General features: G+C 67.4%; 8 protein-coding genes. All 8 read right to left on the bottom strand.

Features of this window, described 5'->3' with window-relative positions:
- Window positions 1-70: 70 nt before the first annotated feature.
- The 8 genes from V3C40_RS26595 to V3C40_RS26560 all read right to left on the bottom strand — a co-directional run bounded on the left by V3C40_RS26595 (window position 71) and on the right by V3C40_RS26560 (window position 21,467).
- Entirely contained in the window at window positions 71-559 is a 489-nt protein-coding gene (locus V3C40_RS26595) for a YbjN domain-containing protein (protein WP_254671660.1), read from the bottom strand.
- 25 nt (window positions 560-584) lie between these two features.
- Window positions 585-1,253: a hypothetical protein gene (locus V3C40_RS26590; RefSeq protein ID WP_331778964.1), complete on the bottom strand. Its 669-nt coding sequence runs from the start codon at window positions 1,251-1,253 to the stop codon at window positions 585-587.
- A gap of 9 nt (window positions 1,254-1,262) precedes the next feature.
- Entirely contained in the window at window positions 1,263-2,996 is a 1,734-nt protein-coding gene (locus V3C40_RS26585; protein ID WP_331778963.1) for a putative porin, read from the bottom strand.
- Window positions 2,997-3,034: 38 nt separating this feature from the next.
- On the bottom strand, window positions 3,035-3,751 hold the full coding sequence (locus V3C40_RS26580; protein ID WP_223279041.1) for an energy transducer TonB family protein: 717 nt from the start codon (window positions 3,749-3,751) through the stop codon (window positions 3,035-3,037).
- A 10-nt stretch (window positions 3,752-3,761) separates the two neighbouring features.
- Window positions 3,762-4,172: an ExbD/TolR family protein gene (locus tag V3C40_RS26575; RefSeq protein ID WP_331778962.1), complete on the bottom strand. Its 411-nt coding sequence runs from the start codon at window positions 4,170-4,172 to the stop codon at window positions 3,762-3,764.
- A gap of 13 nt (window positions 4,173-4,185) precedes the next feature.
- Window positions 4,186-5,967 carry a DUF2341 domain-containing protein gene (locus tag V3C40_RS26570; RefSeq protein ID WP_331778961.1) on the bottom strand — a complete coding sequence of 594 codons (1,782 nt, stop codon included), beginning with the start codon at window positions 5,965-5,967 and terminating at the stop codon, window positions 4,186-4,188.
- Between the two features lie 56 nt (window positions 5,968-6,023).
- Complete coding sequence (locus tag V3C40_RS26565; protein ID WP_081368398.1) at window positions 6,024-7,661, bottom strand: ShlB/FhaC/HecB family hemolysin secretion/activation protein; 1,638 nt, start codon at window positions 7,659-7,661, stop codon at window positions 6,024-6,026.
- 144 nt (window positions 7,662-7,805) lie between these two features.
- On the bottom strand, window positions 7,806-21,467 hold the full coding sequence (locus V3C40_RS26560) for a filamentous haemagglutinin family protein (protein ID WP_331778960.1): 13,662 nt from the start codon (window positions 21,465-21,467) through the stop codon (window positions 7,806-7,808).
- Window positions 21,468-21,499 lie beyond the last annotated feature (32 nt).

Genomic DNA, 21,499 nt, shown 5'->3' with positions numbered 1-21,499 from the left:
ACGACACTTGAGACCCGCAGATGGCAAAAATGGCCCGTCGCGGGCCATTTTTCCTCCACTGGACGGCTTATCAGGCCGGCACAGTTTCTTCTTCTGCCACGCTGGCGGCCTCGACTACCGGTGCGGTGCTTGTATCGACCGGCGTAAAGTTGCGCAAAAACAAGAAGAACTGGCCCATCATCTGCGTCCACAGTTGCAGATTGATATTCAGGTACTCCGTGCTGACGCCGCCGGCGACCAGCACATCCATCTCCAGCACGACGAAATCGCCATGCTGGGCCACGCGGGCAAAACGCTTGCTGCGGTGCCATTCGGCCAGCAAGCCGGCCGGCAAGTCGCCGCCCTGCACGCGCAGCGGGCAGCTCAGGGTCAGATCCGCGTACTGGCCAGGCGCGGCTTCATTGCCCCACAGCACCTGGAAGCCGATGCCATGGCTGGCGCTGTGCAGGCGCACGACGCCGTCGTGTTCGATACTGGTCACGGCGCAGCCGGCCGCCTTGATGGCGTCGGCCGTTTGTTCCGCATTCAGGGTGGTCAGCAAGTTGTTGGTGTTTTCCATCGTCATTCCATTCATTTCAAAAAAATTATTGGGGGGCCGGCGTTTCTGTTTGGCGTGCATCAAAGCGGCCCTGGTACAGCTGGTCGCCATACTGCTGCGCGATTTGCTCGAGTTTCACCCTGCTTTGCGCGGCGAACGGCTGGCGCGCCTTCATGACGTCCAGCACGCCGAGGCCCTCATACGCTTGCAGGATGTCCTGCCCAGCCGCATACAGCTGGGCATTCTTGCTTTCGCAGCGCGCCAGGGCGCCCCGCTGGGCCGTCACTTCGCCGTCGAGACGCGCGCGCTCCGCTTCCAGCCGCTTGCCCGTGGCAGTCAATTGCTCGCTGGCCTGGCGGTACTGCGCCAGGCTGGCGGCCGCCTCTTGCGCGGCGGCCGTGCTGCGCTGTTGCTGCTCGCCCAGTTTTTCCCGCTGCGCGCGCTCGTGCGCCAGTTGCGACTGGCTGCGCGCCAGCTCCTTTTTCAAGCCATCGCTGGCGGGCGCGGCCGCAGCGGGCGCCGCCTTCTCGGCCGGTACACCCTTGGCTTTCAGCAGTTCCAGCTCGCCGCGCGTCTGCTGCAATTGCGCCGTCACGTTGCGCAGTTCAGCCCGCAAGCGCTCTTCCATGCTTTGCCCCTTCTGCGCCTGGGCCGTGCCGGCGGCCAGCAAGCTCAGCAGCAATAAAGGCAGGCGCATTTTGTTGGATATCAACATCATGGCTCCTTAAAAACGCGCGTTCAATTCGATTTGCAAGGTGTCGATCGACAGTGCCGAACCGAACACTTCGCGGCTCGACGTCCAGCGGCCGTTCAGCCACGTATTCTTGTCGAGCGCATACGCGCCGCCCATGTAGTAGCCGCGCGCATTCGTGCCGCCCAGGTGGAAAGTGGAATCGTTGTAGGCGTCAGGCAAGGCATCCGGTTCGATGCGCTTGTAGCCAAGCAAGACGTTCCAGTCGCCGCGCGCAGCCGGGCTGGCCTTGCCCAGGGTCGCTTGCAGCATGTAGGCATTGCCGCCGCTCTTGAAATCGGCTTGCGAGACGCCGCCCGTGCCGCCGAAGTTGTTCATGATGCCGCCCTTGGCGCGCGCCCACATTTCGTTCTTGTCGTAAGCCATGTTGCGCACATAATCGCCTTCGATGCGCAAATCCGTGCCGCCCGCGACCTTGCTATCCCAGCGCGCATTCAGGTTGGCCAGGCGGAACTTCGAGGCCAGGCCCACGAATTGCGGCTGCGGCGTATTGGCCGGGTCCAGCGGGTTCAGAGCGATATTGCGCAGCAACATCAAGCTATTGCCCTTTTGCATGCTCGATGGACGCGACCAGTCCGTGCTGCAGCCATCGGCGCCCGCGTACAGCGCGCACGGCTGCGAGTACTCTCCACTGATGTTGCGGAAGTTGTAGTAGGCCAAGGCGCCGCGCAGCTGATGGTCGCTATTGATCTTCCACGACGCGCCCACTTGCGCGCCCAGCAGCCATTTGTTTTCGCTCGACATTTTTGCCTGGCTGCGGCTAGGCGCATTGTCGGACGAATACTCGAGCGGAATCAGGCCCAGGGTACCGAAGACGGTGACGTCCTTGTTTGCACCGACCGGTTGCTGCACCTTGGCGGCGATACCGTCGAAATTGAGTTCGCTGGAAAACAGTTCGTCGCCAGACACAAACGGATTGTCGAAACGGCCCGCCGTCAGTTTCAGCCAGGAAGCGGGCTGGTAGGACAACCAGGCCTGGTCCAGCCAGATGTTTTTCTTGCCCAGGCCGCCACCGAGGGTTTGCGTGGTGGACACGGGGCTGTCGTCGTTGCCGCTGGCCAGGCGGATGCCTGCCTGCGTGGTCTCGGAAATATCGGCCAGGATGCCCAGGCGGGCACGCGCGCGCAGCAAGTGCTTGCGGTCTTCGCGCGTGTTCAGCAACGCCGGCAGAGCCAGGTTGGTGTTCGAATTGACGTCGTAGCCGCTGCCGCTGTTAAGCGAGCGCCAGTCGATCTCGATATTGCTGTTGGCCATGTCGTAATAGCGCGACTCGTAGCGCGCGCGCACGTCGCCTTCCAGGCGGATGCGCTTGGTCCAGGCCGGTGTTTCATTCGGCGCCGCCCAGCCGCCCGCTTTTGCCTCGGCCATGACCTGGCCCTTGATCTCGTCGCGGATCTGCTCGCGCACGGTTTGCGAAATATACGGCACACGCACGTCGCCCGGCTGCACCTGCGCCAGGGCGGCCGGCGCGGCGGCCGGACGGGCCTGCGCTTGTGCCAGCGCTTCGCTCTGCGCCTGCGCCAGCAGCGCTTCGCCGGCATCCTTGTTCAGGGCGCCGCTCTGAATCAGGCCGCGGATCAGCTTGACCATGGTGCTGTCGGCCGGGGCTTGCGCTTGTACCGCGCCCGCCGCCATGCTCAGGGCCAGGGCAGCCAGCGCCAGCGGAAGGCGGCGCATGCGCTGTGAGGGAGAGAATAAGGAATTCATTGTTTCTTTCGGAAAAAATTAATATGAATTTGGGGACGCTATGGCCGGCGGCCCTTAATGGAAACGCGGGCCGGGAAACGCAAGGACGCCGGTGGCCGTTCATCGGCGCGGAAGTCGCGCACCATGGCCAGCACTTGCTCATCCGTCTGCGCATTGCCCGTGCCTTGCACCAGCTGCACTTTCGTCGTCTTGCCTTCCGCATCGAGCCACAGGTCGACGCGGATATCGCTAAACGCCAGCTGGCGCGTGCGCGGGTCGCGGGCAAAGGCGAGCTGCAGCGCGTTAGCCACATAGCGGCCATACGATCCCGCGCCGAGTCCGCCGCCACCGCCGCCGCCCGTCATGCCGCCGCCGCGTCCGGCCTGGATGCCGAAGGCATCGCTGCCGGCCTGCGCCGCACCGTCGATCGTGACGGGGTCGCCCTTGTCCGGCGACGGACTTTCCGGCGCGTCATCCATGGGCTTGTCGGCCGGCGTCGGTTCCGGCTCCGACACTTCCGGCACCACCTTGTCCGGTGTCGGTTCCGGCAGTTTTTCCGGTTCCGGCGGCGGTGGCGGCGGAGGGGGCAGCATCAGCATCGGCGGGGCCGCCACTTCGCGCTTGGTGGCGGCCGTGTCCGACAGCAAATACCAGACCAGCGCGGCCAGCGCAGCGGCCAGCAGCACGCCGCCGGCCACGCCGCCCCAGCGGCGCCACCACTGCGCCGCGCCCGACGATTCCGGCGCGGCCATCTTCATCATGTCGTCACGCTTCACCTTGCGCTCCTCATGCCGGCTTGCCGGTCACCAGGCCCACCTGGTTCAGGTCGATGCGGCGCAGCAAATCGAGCACTTCGACCACTTTCGCGTACTGCACGGCGGCATCGCCGCGCACGATCACGGGAAAGTCGGGCGTCAGGGCCTTTTCCGTGCGCAAGCGCTCTTCCAGCTCGGGCAGGGTGACGGGATAGGCGTCGAGAAAGACCTGGCCCGCGTTGTCGATGGTGATGGCCTTGGTCTTCGGTTTTTCCAGCGCCATGGCCGAGCTGGCCTTGGGCAGGTCGACCTTGATGCCGGGAATGCTGGCGTTGCTGGTCAAGATGAAGATCACCAGCACCACCAGCAGCACGTCGACGAAGGGCGTGATGTTGATGCCGCCGCTACGCTTGCGGGGGGTAAACTTGGCGGAGGTGGTCATGGTTATGCGCCCCTCACGCCTGTTGCAGCACGGGACGCATCTGGCGTCCGTCGCCCTGCTCTTCAGCCAGGCGCGTGGCGAATTCGTCGACGAAGACGGCCATGTCGGCAACGATGGCGTCCGAACGCGAGGACAGCCAGTTGTAGCCGAACAGGGCAGGGATGGCCACGCCCAGGCCGGCGGCCGTACACAGCAGCGCGGCAGCCATGCCCGGCGCCACGGAGTTGATGTCCACGGCGCCTGCCATGGCCGCCACGACGAACACCAGCATGATGCCGATCACGGTGCCGAACAGGCCGACATACGGTGCGCCTTCGATGGTGGTCGACAGCCAGATCATGCGTTTGGACATGCGCTCGCTTTCACGCACCATCACGCCATCCATGGCGGCGCGGATGGCGCCAATCGTTGCGTTCGAGACGGCGTTCAGGTCGTAGCCGCGGTCGTGGCGGCGGCGCATCTCGTCGATGGCCACGTCATACAGACGCCACAGCGAGGAATCGGCCTTCACGGAAGCGCTGAGCTTGCCGTTGCGCGACAAGTGGTCGAGCGGCGCGCCGGCCGCTTCGTGGAACGACTGCATGAATTGCGCATTGGCGCGCGAGATGGCGCCATAGCTGCGGCCCTTGCCGATCATGATGATCCACGACAAGACCATCATCAGGCCCAGCACGCCGACGACGATCCAGGCGTCGAGCGGCATGGCGGCGATGATGAAACCGAAATGGCTTTTACCCGCTTGCTGTTCGTCTGCGCCAAACACGGCCAGGCGCGATTCGGAACCTTGCGAGACGGCGTCGGCCAGCAGCAGGGCGTCGGGACGGGCCGTGCGCGACAGGCGCAGCTCGTCGATGGCGCCCGTGAAGTTGGCCAGGGTGGCGGTACCGGAAGCGACCGGCGGCGCATCGGCGCCCACCGAGGCGGCCGTCGTAAAGGCTGGCAAGGCGATGGCCAGCGACACGGCCGGACGGCCGCCCACGTACAGGGCCACGTTGGCTTTGTCGGCCTTGACGGCCAGGTGCGACCATTGCGCGGCCTGGATCGGCTGGCCCGGCTTGCTGCGCTGGCCATTCACCTGCACGAAGGGCACGCCCTGGTCTATGCCGATCAGCAATTCATTGGCGCCGTCGCGGCGCGCATACAGCACTTGCTGCGCGCCCAGGCTGTCGGGACGCACCCAGGCGGAAAACGTGAACGGCGCACCGGCGGCCAGCGCCAGCGATGGCGAGGCGGGCAGCATCAACGGCGTGGTGCCCAGGCGGGCGCCGGCACCGATGACGGAACCGTCGAGCGACGGCACGGCCGTCTGCGCATGGTTGCCGTAGGCGGTGCTGTCGCGCGAGGGGACGCCAGGTTCGGTGAAGTGGTACACGAGGCTGTAGTCGGGGTCGAAAGTGCGCTGGCCATTGCCGGAAGCGGGCGCCTTTGGATTGCCGTAGTACATCCACAACTGCTGCGGCGTACCAGCCGTCAGGGCCGGCACGTCGACCCAGATCAGGGCGATGCCCAGCAGCGGATTGAATTGCTCGATCTGGTGGTTCAGCACCGTTTTATCGTCGCCCGCCACGAAACGCAGGTCGGCGCCGTTGTCGCTGACGCCTTCGAAGTTGAAGTTACCCGAATGCAGGCGCAGCAGCACAGGAATGCGGCCGGGATCGCCGCCCACGGCGCCCGCCTTCGGGCCGGCGTCGACGGTGACGGGTTTGCGGTAAGCCCAGTCGGGCTGCCACCAGGCATGCGCCAGGCCGGGAACGAGCGTGCCCAGGATCGTGAGCAGGAAAAAAAGACGTTGCATGACAGTGATTCTCCGAAGAAAAGTCTAAAAAAGTGCGGTGCTGGTGAGCTGGCCCGTCAGTAGCTGGCCGACAGGTTGAAATTGATGCGGCGCACGTGCTTGTGCGTGCGCGGGCCATCGCGCAGCGGGTAGGCGAAATCGATGCGGCCATTCAGGTAGCGCAGGAACTGGAAGCTGCTGCCCACGCCCACCGAAGCCAGGCCGAACAGGTCTTTCTGTTCCGGCAGCGGGTCGCGCAGACGCAGGCGCGCGCCATCGGCAAAGGCAAACAGACGCCAGTTTTCCAGGCGGCTGAAATACGTCAGCTGGGGCGTGCGCCATTCGACGGTACCGGAAACACCGTAGTCGCCCGTCGCTTCGGCCGACAGGTAGCCGCGCACGGAATTGGCCCCGCCGGCGGCCATCTGCTCGCCCGACACGAGCGCCGCGTCGGCCAGCTGGCCCGCCAGCTTGCCGTACAGCTGCGCGCCGCTGCCCAGGGTAGTGGTGGCGTTGGCGTCGCCCTTCAGGACGAGGAAGCTGGGCGAAGCCTTGTAGCGCTTGTTGTCGTAGGCGGCGCTGTTGCTGCCATAGCCGAACGCGGCGCGCGTGCCGGCCACCAGCGACAGACCCAGGCCGTACGTCGCCGTCTCCGTCTGCGCAAAGCCGTTGTAGGCCACGCTGAGCGGCACGTACTTCAGGGGAACGCTGGAGCCGGCGCCATTCAGCTGCAGCGCTTCCTGGTTATCCTTGAAATCGATGCCGCCGCTAAAGCTGTGCCACCAGATGCCGCTGTTGGGTACCGTGTAATTGAGCTTCATGCCCAGCGCATGGCCCTTGCCCAGCACGCTGGTGCCGCCCGTGCTGGCCACGTTGCTGTTCGACTGGTAGCCGGTCGCTTCCACGCTCCAGCCCTGCGTGCCGATCGGCGCCACGTACGAGGCCGACCACACCTTGGTCTGGTTCAAGTCGCCCGGCGTGCCGAAAAAGCTGATGGTGGCACTATGCCCCATCTGCCACAGGTTGTCGTGACCGAGCGAGATGCTGCTGCGCAGCTTCTTGGTATCGGCGCTGTAATCGTTGTTCAAGCCGACGCTGGCGCGCCACGGGCTGCTGTCCTCGACTTTCAAGTCCACGTCCATGGTACCGGGCAGGCTGCCCTGCTTGACCAAGGGCATCACCTGACGCTTGGGACCGCGGTTCAGAGCCGTCAATTCCACTTGCGCCTGCGTAAAATCAGGCACCTTGCCTTCCGTCAGGGCCGGCACTTGCTGGCGCACGTCGAGCGGCGAGTTGTATTGCGCACCGACCACGCGCAAGCGCCCCACCTTTGTTTCGCTCACCTGCAGCACCACCACGCCCTGCTCCACCTGCTGCTCGGGCAAGTCCACGTAGACGGACTGGTAGCCGCGCGCTTGATATGCAGCAACGAGGGCGTCGCGCGCCCCTTCCACGTCCTTCAGGGTGCGGCCCGGCCCCAGGAAGGGCGTGACCGCTTCTTCGATGGCACGCGCGTCGAGCACGGTATTGCCGCGCACCAGGTATTCCTCGATCGTCACCTGCCGTTCCGGCGCGGCCACGGGGGCCGCTGCCGGCACCGCGTCCTGCGCGCGCGCCATGCCGGGCAGCGCCAGCATGGCCAGGCACAGCATCGTCAAGGCGGTCGCGGGTGCCGCGGGTGCTGCCCCCTTGCCCTGTTTTTTCATTTCACGCATCTTCCATTCACCTTAAAATCAAACGGTTGCCCTGTGTTGCGGCGCTGGGCCGGCGTTTTTTCTGTTAATGCTGATCTACTGATGCCTAGACAGCCGCCGCGCGCGACGACTGCCGAATGTCATCAAATGTTCATAAAACTCCACTCAAGGCTGCAAGCCGCGCCGCTCGTTCGGCGTGAGCGCCTGCAACTGCGGCGCCGTCAACGGTCCCGCGCCCAGCACCTGCACCACGCCGGCCGGCTGGTAGCTGGACGCCTGCGGCTCGCCGCCCTGGTGCTTGCCGGCACCGGCGTCGTCCGCCTGCTCATTGCCAAAGCCCAGCACCTTCACCGTGAACAGCGACGGTTGCGCCTGGCGCGTGGCGGCCCGTTCGCGCTGCAGCACGTCCTGCGCCGCCGTGACGGCTTGCGTGGCGGCCGCGCTGGCATTGCTGAGCGCACCCACGTTCACGGTAGCGATCACCGGCAGGCCCGCCGACTTGCCCTGCACCTGGACGTTTTCCGCATTGATCACCTGCAAGGCCGCCAGGTTGACGTTGCCCGAGACGCGGATACCCGCCTCGCCCGCGTCGATGCTTCCCAGCGGGGCGATCAGGTCGATGTCGCCGGGCGGCACCTCCGGGATCGGGTTCAGGGTGGCGATGCCGGCGCCCGTGGCCGGCGTGCTCGGCGACAGGCTGACGAGGCCGATGCTGTCGTAGGTGCGGCGCTGCGGCGTGTAGACGACGGTGGACTTGGTGCCGCGGCCCGCATTGATGTCGCCCGTGGCCGACCAGGCCAGGATGTTGCCGCCGAAGGTGGTGAAGATGCGGCTCTGGCCCAGCAGGATGCTGTCCTTCGCGTACATCTGGATCTCGCCCGCGCCCTGCGTCAGCACGCCCGAGCCTTCGCCCGGCGCATAGCCGCCATCGACGCCGATCAGCGCCCGTCCGCCCGGCACCGTGATGCCGATATCGCCGCCGACATCCGTGTGGATGCCCGCGTCGTTGACGATCACGTGCGGCACGTTGACCGTCGGACGGCCCGCCTCGGCCCACTCCTGCGGGCTCAGGTAGCGCACGCCCGCGACCGGCCGCTTGGTGTACACGCCCTCGTAGTCGTTGACCGTGTACAGCGCGCTGCTGAACATCGTCAGGTCGCCCTTGTACTCGATCTTCTGGCCCGCCTTGTCCTGCGCCGGGAACAGGGTGGCGATGGCTTCGCGGCCGCGCAGGTAGCTGCCGCGGCGCATGCCGTCCGGATCGTTGTACTCGCGCCCGGCCGCCTTCAGTTCGGCAAAGTAGACATTGCTCAGGTAGACCTGCTGCTGTTCCTTCGGCAAGGCGGCAAAGAAGCTGCGCGCATCGGTGGCCGGGTCGTAGCGGATGCCCAGGCCGCTGTCGCCGCCAAAGCGCGTCGTCAGCCAGTTCACCAGGTGCAGCTGGCTGACCTGCGCATATTCGCGCGCCAGGTCGCGCCGCACGGCGCCTGTCTGCTGGCCGGCCTTTTCCAGTTCCGCCTGCTTCGTGCCGAGGAAGGCGGACGCGCCCGCCTCGTCGCCGCTGTAGGCGAACTGGCCGCGCAGCCAGTCGGCCAGGGTCAGCTTGCCGCCGTAGACGTACACGGCGCTGCCGGCCTGGTCGGCCAGCGGCTTGGCCGGATCGGCCAGCTTGGCCGGGTCCAGGTAGCGCGCCGCGAAAGCCGCATAGTCGGGACCATTGCGGCCCACGCCGGCCGCCACGCTGATGCCGGCGCCATTGCCGCGCTCGCCGGGGCCCGTGTTGACGATGGAGCCGATGCTGCGCAATTCCGCCTTGTCGGCCATGTACAGGTCGCGCCCGGCGCTCACGTTCAGCTGGCCCGGTCCCGCCACATAGAAGGTGCTGTAGCGGATGTCGCGCCCGGCGCTGACGACGGAAACGTCGTCAGCATTGCGGTGCACGAACAGATTGCCGCGCGCGGACGAGACGCCGGAGACGACCGGCTTGTCCGGAAAATCGGGCCGGCCGACAAAGCCCTGGCTGGTCCATCCGGCCGCGCCTTCCGGCACGCCTTCGACGCTGCCGAGCGGCGTGCCGGAATTGACGATGTCGCGTCCGGCCCGCACGGCCACGGCGCCGCCGCCTTCGTACCACACGCCCAGCGGGCCCGTTTCGCCCTTCAGTGTTCCCCGGTACACGATGCCGCCCGTGCGCAAGCCGACGATGTCGCCGCTGTTGGCATAGAAATGCGCGGGCTGCTGACCCACCGGCACGTAATCCGACACCGTCGGCGCCGTCATGCTGAACAGCGGATACAGTTGCTGCGAGGCATCGCTTGCGCCATTCGACGACGAACCGAACCATTTCAGCGCGCCGGGCGCCAGCCCGTTGGCGCTGACGTTATGCAAGGGCAGCAGGCCGAACCAGACCGGGTCCAGGGCGCCGACGAAGCCCGGGTTGAATGGACTTGGCAACAGGCGCGGATCGGCGCCCGATGCGGTGATCGGATAGCCGGCCGCATGGATGGAGTCGGCCGCCAGCATTTCCAGCTGGCCCGTGCCCGTCTTGACAAATTGCGGCGCCACCGGCGACGGCGCCAGGATCACGCCGTTTTGCGGCATGTCGACCTTGCCGCCCTCGCCCAGCCTGCCCAGGCTGGCATTGCCGTAATACAGGCTGCCGCTGGCGGCCACGGCGCGCAACACGGATGGCATGACGAAACGTGCATCCGTTGGCGCGTGGTTATCGCCCATGTCCGATTGTATCCAGGCGGACGTCGGCGTCAGATTGCCGCCCGCGCTGAACAGGTCGATGGCGGTGGCTGGCGTCCACAGCGAGAACCAGCTCCAGCCCTCGCCCTGGCGCTCGACGCCCTGGTAGTTGAACGGCGAACCATTGCCCAACTGCTTGACGCGGCCCGCATCGGCCGTACCGCCCAGCACCAGGTCGCCGCGCGCATCGATGCGCACGCCGCTGTCGCCCGGCACGAGGATGGGCCCGCCGCTGGCAATGGCCGTGCCCGCCGCATAGGTTTCATACGGCCGCGATTCCTTCGGATCGGCGCGGTCGAAGCGCAGTTCGACGCCGCCCACGGCGCCCGCCTCCATGCGCAGCGCGCCGCGCAAATTGGTGAAGGTGCTGTTGAGCGTCGGATACTGGCGCTCGAAGCGCGTGTCGGCATTCGGGGCATCGCTGTTGGCATCGAAGCTGCGCACCTCGGCGACAGGGTTGAGCCCGCCGCCGATGCGGATATCTAGGTCGCCACCGCCCGTCAGCAGCAGCTTGCCGTCCGGCGTCACCCTGCCCGTGCTGCCCACGGCCACGTTCAGGCCCTGGCTGCGCGGCGCGAACACGCCGCCCGGATCGGCGCGCGAGGTCAGCATGCCGGCGTTGCCGCCCGCCTGCAGCAGCACATTGCCGCCGCCGAGGGTGCCGATGCCCGTAAAGCCCGACACGACCGGCAGACCCGCAAACAGGTCGCCGCCTTCGGGACGCGCGACATAGGTGCCGAAATTGATCCACCATGCCGTCGGCACGCCCGCCCCCGTGCTGCCGCTGCCCTGGCGCCACAACCAGGCGCCGATGTCGCTGGTGTCCTGCTGCGCGCTCAGGGTGCCGATGGCATCCTCGCGGCGCTGCAGGGCGGTGCCTACGGTGTCGCCCTTGACGTCGCCCTGGGCGCGCAGCAGCAGGTTGCCGCCGTGCTCGGGATACCAGGCGCGGTACAGGCTCTCGCTGCCGCCATCGACGAAACGCGTCAACTTCTCGTCGCCCAACGCGCCGAGCAGCTTGCCCTTGGCGTTCAGGCCGCGCGGCAGGTTGAACAGATCCTTGCCATCGACCAGCGGCGAGGCCGACTGCGTGCCCGCCGTGTAGACGCCATACAGCGAACGCATGTCGAAATCGCCGGCGGCGAGCAAATCGAGGTCGCCCGTGCCCGTGCGCAGCACGCTGAACAGAAGCTGGCGCGCCGGCTCATCCTTGGTCACCATTTCGGGCGGCGTGCCGTCGGCAATCTTGGTCACCAGATCCGCATAACTCTCCAGCATGTTAGCTTCGGTACCAAACCACATTGTGATATCGACCTCGCCTTCCGGATACCCCAACATGGTGGCGTACTCGTTGAAAATATAGGTGCTTGGCAAGCCCGTGCCCGGCTTGACCGACGTCCGTTCTTCCATGCCGTAATGCGTATCGGCCAGCATCAGATGGGCGTCCTTCGCATGCGGCCGCAGCGCGCGCGTATCGGCGGCGGCCGTATCGGCGCCGCCCACCAGGCGCAGCGACCACGCTTGCGAACCCTGGGCCAGCATGGGCGCCAGCGCCAGGTTGCGGCCCTGCTTGCCCGCGCCGTCGGCAGGGCGCAGCGCCACCACGGTCGCGTCGCCAGGCAGCTTGACCAGCGTGCCGGCCGGCAGCACGCTGCCCTTGTCCAGCGCCAGCGCCGCCGCCAGCACCACGCCGTTGACGGGATTGACGCTATCGCCCGTGTCCCGCGGCTTGCCTTCCGGGAAAGGCAAGGCCACGTTCGCCGGCCACAGCATGGCCGCCACGCTGGCCGCGCCGGGCAGGCGCAGGCCGGGATCGAGCTGCATGCCGCTCGATAAGGCCAGCGCCTTCGGCAAGACCGTGCCGGCCGCGTACAGCACCTTGCCGTCGGCATCGCGCACGGCGCCGCCCAGCACGCTGCCGGCAGGCAGGTTCAACTCCGCCGTCAAGGTGGCGCGCGCCGCCAGCAAGGTGCCGCCGCGCAGCTGCATGGCTTTCATCGGCACGGCGAAATTGACGCTCGTGCCCGATTGGAAATACGTGTCTTCGGCCAGTGTCACGAGGCCCGCTTGCGGAACGACGACCTCGCCGCCCCATGGCAAGCGGCCCTTCACCAGCTGCCAGCCCTTGTCGTCCGGCGTGACGGGCAAGGTACGGGTATCGAAGCCATCCGTGATACTGCCAAAGACGCTGAGCTTGCCACCGGCGCGCACGACCAGCGCGCCCGCCTCGCCCGAGCCGTACACGCCGCTCAGGCGCGCCAGCGGATTGACGCCGTCGTAGCGGTGGCCCGACAGGTCGATGTCGCCATCGATGTGCAAGTCGCCGCCCGGCGTGGCGCTGACGATCTCGACGCCAGGGCGCAGGTGGAAAGCGTTGGCATCGCCACGCAAGCCGCGCAATTTTCTGTCCATCAAGTTGCCGTTGGCCAGCGCCTGGGCCATGAAGAGCTGGCTGTCCCCGTGTTTCTCGTCCAGATAGGCCTGGTTGATGCCCTGGTAGCTGCGGCCGTCCGCATCCTTGCCGGTACCGGCCGGGGCATCCTTGTATTGCCAGAAAGCGTTGACGTTGATGGTGCGCGCGCCGGCGATGTTCAGCGCGCCAGCCGCATCGATATCGACATCGTCGCCCGTGGCGCCACCGAGGCGCCGCGCGTTCAGGTCGATGCTGCCGTAGTTGCCGCCCTTGTCACCGCTGCGCAAGTCGAACCGCGCGCCATTTTCCAGGCTCAGGCGTCCACCAGGCGCGGCCAGTTCGATGACGGCGCGGTTCGGCGCCTCGATCGCTTGCCCGTAGCTGTCCGTGCGCAGCACCGTGCCATGCGCGTCGAGCACGGCGCCGGACTGGATGGTGACGCCGTCGCGGCCGGCCAGACGGATGCTGCCCACCTGCTCGCCGCTGGCGTCGATGCGGCCGCTCACGGTCAAGCTGCCGCCATCGACGGAGACGCTCACTTCGCGCGCCTTGACCTCGTCGCCGATGGTCAAATTGCCCTGCTTGAGCTGGAAGCTGCGGCTGCCGAATACCTTGCCCGTGTTCAGGCGCTGGTTCAGGCCGGCGAAGTCGCCGATCTGCTGGGCCCGCACCTCCACGCCGCCGGCCGCGTACGGCACCAGGGTGCCGCCTGCGTCATAATGGCCGCTGGCGCCGCCCAGCAAGCTGCCGCGCAAGTCGGCAGTACCGGCCGCGTCGCCCGTGGCGATCACGCTCAGCTTGCCGGCGCGGTTGTTCACGGCCGACAGGTCGATCACGGAAGCGCCCGCCTGGCGCACGTCGCCTGCGCGGCTGTCGAGGATCACGTCACCGCCCCAGCTGTACTTGCTGGTGTCGTAGAAATCGATCTTGCGGCCAGCCAGGTCCAGCTTGGCCTTGTCGCCCAGCAGCACATCGCGCTCGGCCGACAGGGTCAGCTTTCCGCTTGGCAGAACCACGGACGTATCCACGCTGACACTGTTGCCGTTCAGCGCCACTTCCGCGCCCAGGGCACCAGCCAGCGCCGCGTTCGTCGGCGTGGCGGCGGCCGCGCCGGCCGGCGCGCTCACCTTGAGGTCGCCGCCCGCCGTGATGCGGTTGACGGAACCGGCCGCGCCCGTCAACAGCGGCGTGTTGATCAGCAGATCGCCGCCGCTGTAGCGGTAGCCATTCGTGGCCGTATCCCACGCGCTTTGCGACTGGTAGACGGACAGGCTGCCCTTGTTGTTGGCGGTCAGCTGCTCGCTGGCATTGAGCGCCACCTGGCCGAAGCCCAGTATCAAACGGTCGAGGTTGTGGATGGTGTCGGGACGGCTGTCCGGCGTGAAGCCGAACTCGATGCGCTTGGCGTCGATCTGCAAGCGGCCGGTGCCCGTGCCGGGGCCGTTGGCAACGACGGCGCCGGGCGCATTCGTCGCGCCCTGCCACACGAGGGTGTCCGTGTGGATGCGCGCCAGCGCGTCCGTGCCGCCATAGCCGTAGATGGCGGGCGTGTTGAGCACCAGGCGCGACAGCGACGACTTGCCAGTCGCCGCATCGATGGTCGACAGTTGCGACGAATCATAGAAGTTGAAGGAATTGCGTGCCGTCAAGCCCAGGCTTTCCAGCGCCGGCGCGCCCGTACTGGTATCGCCGCGCAGCAGGCGGTCGAGCACGTCCTGGTTCAGCGCCAGGCCGTCCGGCAAGGCGCCGCGGGCGCTGGCATCGGCCAGCGAGGCGGCGCTGCCGATATTGATCGAACCCATCCCCAGCACCAGGTTGCGCGTGCCGTAGCGCACGTTATCGCGCAGGGTAAATGCGCGCTCCGTGACGGCGGCGATGGTGCCTTCCGAATACAGCGAAGTGGTGCCCGTGCAGGCGCCGCCCGCCTTGGCGCACGTGCCGATGTCGATGATGCCGGGACCGCCCGAATCGGACGGCGTGCGCACGGCCGGCAGCATATCCAGCCAGCCGTTCGAGACAGCCAGCACGCTGCCCATGGGCTGGTACACAAAGCCGTCGCGCGAATCCCAGGCCGCCTTGCCGCAGCCCAGCGTATTGATGCCGGAACCTTGCTCGAGGAAGATGCCGTCGTCGGTTTTCGTGGTCACCAGGAACACTTCGGCCGCCTTCAGCACGGCACCGTCGCGCAGCACGATGCCGCCCGCCGATTCGTTGATGGCGGCGATATTGGCGCGCTGATTGGTACCCGTGGCGAAATCGCTGTAGGTGACGCGCGGCAAGCCGCCGATGCCCAGGCGCTGGGCGCCGAAGGCGTTGATCTGCGAAGCGTGCACGGAGACGCCATCGAAGTCCGCCTGCGCTGCCGTGCCGTCGGCCAGCACTTGATAGCGGGTACCCGCATGGCCACCCGTGCCCAGCAGCAGCGAGCCGCCAAAGCCGCCCTCGGCCGGCGTGTACAGGGCGCTGCCATCCATCATCAATGGCGTGTGGTTATTTTCGACGCTGTGCAGGGACGGGGCGATCAGTTGCACCCGCACGCCCTTGGCGTCGCGTTCCAGCGTGGCGCGCGGCACGCCGTCGCGCGTGGCTTGCGCCACGGCAAAGGCGGCATAGCCCGTTTCATTGTATTGCGAGTAGGTACGCAGCACGTCGGCCGGCGTCAGGATGGCCTGGCTCGGCACGGCGTCGCGGATGGCCGTGCCGGCGATGCCCGTCTGCGCCGCCGTCGCATACGAACCATTGCGCATGGCCACCGTGCCGCCCGCCTCGACGGCGCCGGCCAGGCCATTCAGCTCCACGCGGAAGGCGCCCGGCAGCAAAGCGAAATTCGATGGCAGCAAGGTGTAGGTACCGGCCGCCAGGCCGGGCACGCCCGCGGCGATGGTGATCTGGCGTCCCACGGCCGGCTTGCCCGCGCCCTGCTCGGCCGTCAACGGCGCCACGTCCGGCTGCACGCCGGGAATGATGGCGTACACGGGGTTGGTATTCAGGCCGGGCAAGGTAAAGCCGCCATTCGGCTTCATCTGCACCAGCGGATTGAGGCGCGCATCGGTGGAGCCGCCCCGTCCGGCCAGGAAGGCCGCGCCCGTCAAGGTGCCGCCGCCCGACAGGTCGAGCACGGCGCCGGCTTGCACGTCGACGGCGGCGCCGACCAAGGCGATCTCGGGACCGTTGCCCACGCCCTTGAAGACGACGTCGTTGCCGTCATACAGGTAGCTGAGGCCATCGAGCGTGCCGCCGTACGGCATCGTCAAGCCTTTCGCGCTGACGGACGTCAGGCTGCCCGGCAGCAGATTGACATGGCCCGTATTGGCTTCAAAGCCTTCGGCCCCCAGGGTGATCTGGCCCTGCGGCGCGCGCAGCACGCCGTGCTGGTTGATCGTGGGCGCGACCAGGCTCAGGCTGCCGAACACGGAAAACGGCTGGTTCGGCGTGGCGCTGCCGGCGCTGCGCTCGACAGTGAGCGTGCGCAAGGGATCGAGCGTGACGCGGATATTGCCGTATTCATCGATCCGGCTGCTCTGGCCCACCGTGACCATGCCGCTGTCGCCCGTGGCCGGGTAGATTTGCGCGGCGACCAGGGTCGCGTTGCCCGGCTGGTACAGGGCGGCGTTGTTCGACATGCGCAAGTCGCCGCGGCTATTCAGGGTCAGCTGCTCGAAGGCATCGCGTTCGACGGCCAGCGGCGTGCCGCTGCTCTGCACGATCTCGCCGCGCGTGCCCATGTTGACCTCGCCCGCGAGATCGAGCATGCCCGCATCGATCTGCAGCAGGGAGCCATCGGCCACCAGCGGCACGCCCAGCATGCCGCGCCCCTTGCCCGAGTTTTTCGAGCCCTTCACGGCATTGGGCACGATGTAATTGTCTTTCTGCGCGCGCGCGGCCGTTCCCAGGCGCACATACGGCGCCGCCAGGCGCACCTGGCTGGCAAGGCCAGGCACCTTGTCCTGGCCGTCCGCATCGGGCGGCGGCGTCTGCGGCGGCTGCTGCGCCAGGCCCAGCGAACTGGCGCTCAGGCGCAGGCTCTGGCCCAGCGCCAGGCTGACGTCGCCATCGACGCTGAGCATGCCGTTTACATGCATGGCCAGGTTATCGAAGCCGCCGGCCTTCACACGGTCGGCGCCCAGGCGCGCACTGCCGTAGCGCAAGGCCTCATTCTGCTGGCCGGCGCGCAAATCAACCGGCAAGACGCTGTCGCCCTGTACTTGCGCCAGCACGAATTCGCGCGGTACCCGCACCGCATTGTCGACGCTATCGCCTTCCAGCGTCTGACGGTTCACCTGGCCGTAATTGGGCGTGTCGAGCGCCATCGCCAGGGTGCCGCCGGCCGCCCCGGCGCCACCGGCCACCGCGCGCAGCGTGCCATCGGCAAAGATGCCGTTGTACGAACTGAGCGAAATCAAGCCGCCGCTGCCGGCCACGTTGACGGCGCCCTGGTTCGGCAAGTCCAAGGTGGCTTGCGCGCCGCTGGCGTCGAGCAGGGCGCCCGGACGCACGACGACAAAGGCATCGGCCGCGTCGACGCTGGCCGCGTCGGCCTTGTAGCGGGCGCCGATTTCGATGCTGCCGCCCTTGTCCGCGCGGCCATAGCGCCCGCCGCGCATGTCGGTGGCGACGGTGGCGCGGCCGGCGACGTCGAGCACCGCGTGTTCGCCGATCCAGATCGACGTGGCTTGTCCCTTGCCGTTCGGCACATCGGCATCGCTGCCCGTACCCAACGTGCCGGGCAGGATGGCGATCTTGCCGCCCCAGGCGTCAAGGCGGCCGTCGATACTGACCTGGCCATTGCTCGTCATGCTGATCTGGCGGCCCGGATCGACCGTGACGACGGCGCCTTGCGCCACCGCCAGGGCGCCCTTCACATACGGGCTGCCGGCCGTCAGCGTCAGGTCGGCGCCTGCGCGCTGCGTCAAGCGGCCCTTGCGCGCATCTTCCTGGTACAACTCCGGCGTCCACACTTCCAGCGCGGCAGCCGGATCGGTGCCGCTCGCCACCGTGTGGCCGGTGGCGGGATTGAAGCGCAGCACGGGCATTTTCACATCGATATGCGCATCCTTGACCACCACGACGCCGTCGCGGCCCGTGACGGCGTAGTCGGCAAAGCCGCTCTGGAACAGGCTGGCGTCCAGCGCCAGCATGGGCTGCACGGCAACGTCACGGCCCAGCATGGTGCCGGTCGGCAACAGCGCGCCGCGCGGCGCGCGCACGTCGTCGGCGGCGATGCTGCCGGCCGCATACTGGGTCGTCATCGGCAAGATGGGCAAGCCGTTCGGAAAAGCCGCCGCCGAAACCTCGAAGCCTGTAGCGAGGCCGTTGATGGCCGTCACCACGCTGCCTGCGGGAACGATGGAACCGCCCCAGACATACGTCGTGCCGTCGATGAAGAAGCTCGCGCCCGGCGGCACCAGAAAATCACTCTCCAGCACCAACGGTTTCTGCGCCGACACGTCCACCGTCACGGGCATGCTCAAGGTCTGGCCCGGCTTGATCACGCTGGTGCTGAGCGCGAAATCGAAGGGAATCTTCTCGCCCTTGGCAATCAAAAATTCATCGGCCAGGCGCAGGCCGACGGGAGCGCTGCTTCCTCCTGGCAGCACGTCGCCGTCCTGCAGCTTGCCGCCGATGCTGACGGCCGTGCCGCTGTCGATCGTCAGGCGTCCGCCGCCCTTCACGCCGTGGCCGCGCAACTCGCCGTCAAGCTTGAGCAAGGCGCCCGTCGGCGTTTTTTCGCGCGGCAAGTCGACGGCCAGGGCGATGTCGCCGCCGCGCCCGCCCTGCAGGCTGCCATTGCTCATCAAAGCCGCGCCCGATGAAACGTCGATGACGCTGCCGCCGGCCAGCTCGATGCCGCCCGAACTCTTCACCGTGACCTTGCCGCCATTCACGTATGGCAGGCCGGCGACCGCGCCCGGGTCCAGTTCCAGGTTGCTCCACAGGCCCCGCGTATCGAGACGCACGCCCGGCGCCACGCGCACGCCGGCCGGGCCCGCGGCGCGCCCTTCCGGCGACACGGTCCCTTCCACCCACACGGCGCCCGCGTTCGCCAGGTAGCGCGAGATGATGTCACCGGCGGCGATGCTGCCGCTGCGCGCGCTCACGTTCGCCTTGATGGCCACGTCGGTGGCGTGCAGGGCAATGTCGCCGCCATCGGCCACGCGCACGTCCGCGTTGACGTCGAGCTTGTCGTAGGCGTAGATATTCAGGGCGCCCAGTTCCAGCCCATTGAGCCAGTCGGCATCGAGCTGCAAGGTCTTGCTACGCGCGGCCGGCAAGGCTTCACTGAGCAGCTGGCCATCGGCGACGGATGCCACCTTGCCGATCTCGACGTTTTCCAGCACGGCTTGCGGGCTGTCGCGCAACTGGCCCGCCTTCGTATCGAAGACGGGCGTCATTTTGCCGACGATCAATTGACCGGCGCGCGCGGCCGACGTCTGCGCCTGCTTGTAGCTATCGACGCCGTCATCGCGCTTGCGCTGCTGGCGCTCGCCCTGGAATACGGACGTGTCGATATCGCCTTCGAGCACGGCGGCGCCCGTGGAAACGATCAGGCGGCCCGCATCGCGGCCCACCGTGTAGCCGTTTTCCAGGCGCTCGCGCGGACCGATCAAGGCATTCGCATGGGTTTCCGTCGTGTTCGCGCCCCAGCGCGCATGCGTACTTTCATAGCCGCGGTACAAGCCCGTGTACAGATTGTCGCCAGGGGCCGTGCTGAGCTTGTACATCGCGCCATCGGCGCCCTTCAGCCACGTCTGCTTGACCATGCCCGTCTGCACGTCCAGCGAACCGCCGGCGATGTTGATGCGCGAACCGGCCTGCGTCACCACTTCGCCGCCGCCAAAGCCGACAGTGCCGCCCTGGGCCGCCCATTCGCCGATGCCGTGGCCGCTGGTGTTCAGGTAGCCGCTCACTTCCAGCAAGCCGCCCGCCGTGTACCAGCGGTCCGTGGCGTAGCCGTTGGTGCCGGCCGGCACCAGCACCAGGTCGCGGCGGTCGACCCACACGTCGCTGTTGTTCAGGTATTTGGCGTCGCGGCTGCCCGGTGCGTCGCGCTGTTCGTTGCCCTGCACGTTGATCAGCACATTGTTGCTGCTCATGTCGACCTTCACGCCGACGGCGCCGGACACGTCGATGGCGGCGCCGCGCGCCACGTGGCTGCGGCGGGCCGCATCGGCCAGCACCTGGCCGCCCGTAGCCAGGGTCAGCGAATCGCCTTCGAACTCGATGTTGCCGGCGGAAACGATGCGCACCAGCGACTGGTCGCGCCGGTCCTGCGGCGTGTCCGTGCCCTTGCCCGTGTCTTTCAGCAAGGTATCGCGCTGCACGTCGAGCGCCGTGGCGCCGTTGTCATCGATGACGATGGCGCTGACGCTGCCGCGCGCCAGGGTCACGCCGGCGTTCTCGCCCGCCGCCGCCAGGTGGATCGTGCCGCGGCCATTGACGGTCGTGCTCGACAACAGCACGCCATCCTGGCGCACGCTATTGCCGCTGAGCGTGATGTCGCCCGTGGCCGCCTGGATCAGGCCGTTGTTGACGACGCTGCCGGCGCCGCTGTCGGCCACGCGCAGCATCTCGACTTCATTGCCGCGCGTGCTCGAATACTGGTTCTTGTCCGTGCCCATGCCCTGGCGCACGACGATGGCGTCGCCAGCCGCCAGGGTGGTCTGGCCATTCGGCGTGGTGATGGCGCCCGCATTCTCGACGGCGCGGCCGGCCAGCAGCACGTAGCCGCCGCCTTCCGTCACCGTCTGCGGCTTGCGCGTGTCGATGCGCGCGCCGGCGGCGACGACGACGTCCGCTTCGGCCGCCGCATGCGTAAAGGTATTCTGGTCCAGCAACAAATCATTCGCGAAGGTCGGCACGGTGCCCGTACCCTGCGCCTTGCCGTACAAGCCGCTCTTGAACTGGCTGTCGCTCATGCCCATGGCGGCCGCGGCCAGGCTGCGCGTATCGACCTGGCTGCTGCCCGTAAACACGATGCCGTTGCGGTTGACGATCATCACCGTGCCATCGGCCTTGATCTGGCCCTGGATCTGGCTGGGGCGCGCCAGCGGATCGTTGACGCGGTTCAACACGGACCAGTGCGATTTCTGGTCGAACTGCAAGGTGGTGTTCTTGCCGACGTTAAAACTTTCCCAGTTCAGGATGGCCTTGTCGTCCGTCTGCACGACCTTCACGACGGTCTTGCCATCGGCCTGGCTCTGCACGGGCGCCTGGGCGTTGAGCCAGCCCGCCGTCAGGCTGTTGCTGTCGACCTGCAAGCCGCCCTTGACGAGGCCATCGGGCGCGCCGCCGGCCGCCAGCGCCGCCTGGCGCGCGGCTGCCTGCACCGCCTGTTCGGCGGCGATGCCGCGCGCGGCCAGCAACAGGTTGTTCAGCGACTGCTGCAGCTTGCCTTCGGCTTTTTGCTGCTGCATCAAAGGATTGTTCAGCGAGGTGGCCGGCTGGCCATTCGGCAAGCGTCCCGTGGCGGCCGCCGTGCCCTGCTGCGCGCCCTTGCCCGCGAACCAGGCGCCGCTGAACGGCTGCTGCGCCTGCGCGCCGCCCGCCTGCAGCAGCATGGCGATGGCCAGCGCCAGCGGTTTCAAGCGCACGGGGCGCCCGTTGTGGCTGCCCGCCATGGCGGAGGAGGATGCGTGTTTCGTGACCGACTTGCTTCGCTGCATGGCGACATTCCCTTTTCATGTTCCGTTGCTGA

Source organism: Janthinobacterium sp. LS2A, from assembly GCF_036543145.1.
GTDB lineage: Bacteria > Pseudomonadota > Gammaproteobacteria > Burkholderiales > Burkholderiaceae_D > Janthinobacterium > Janthinobacterium aestuarii.
Note: the sequence above shows the minus strand (reverse complement) of the source record. Positions and strands in the feature narration are given on the sequence as shown.

What these genes read in the sequence shown, in the direction of transcription:
- V3C40_RS26595 (WP_254671660.1), bottom strand. Translation starts at nt 559, where the DNA reads ATGGAAAACACCAACAACTTGCTGACCACCCTGAATGCGGAACAAACG.
- V3C40_RS26590 (WP_331778964.1), bottom strand. Translation starts at nt 1,253, where the DNA reads ATGTTGATATCCAACAAAATGCGCCTGCCTTTATTGCTGCTGAGCTTG.
- V3C40_RS26585 (WP_331778963.1), bottom strand. Translation starts at nt 2,996, where the DNA reads ATGAATTCCTTATTCTCTCCCTCACAGCGCATGCGCCGCCTTCCGCTG.
- V3C40_RS26575 (WP_331778962.1), bottom strand. Translation starts at nt 4,172, where the DNA reads ATGACCACCTCCGCCAAGTTTACCCCCCGCAAGCGTAGCGGCGGCATC.
- V3C40_RS26570 (WP_331778961.1), bottom strand. Translation starts at nt 5,967, where the DNA reads ATGCAACGTCTTTTTTTCCTGCTCACGATCCTGGGCACGCTCGTTCCC.
- V3C40_RS26565 (WP_081368398.1), bottom strand. Translation starts at nt 7,661, where the DNA reads ATGCGTGAAATGAAAAAACAGGGCAAGGGGGCAGCACCCGCGGCACCC.
- V3C40_RS26560 (WP_331778960.1), bottom strand. Translation starts at nt 21,467, where the DNA reads ATGCAGCGAAGCAAGTCGGTCACGAAACACGCATCCTCCTCCGCCATG.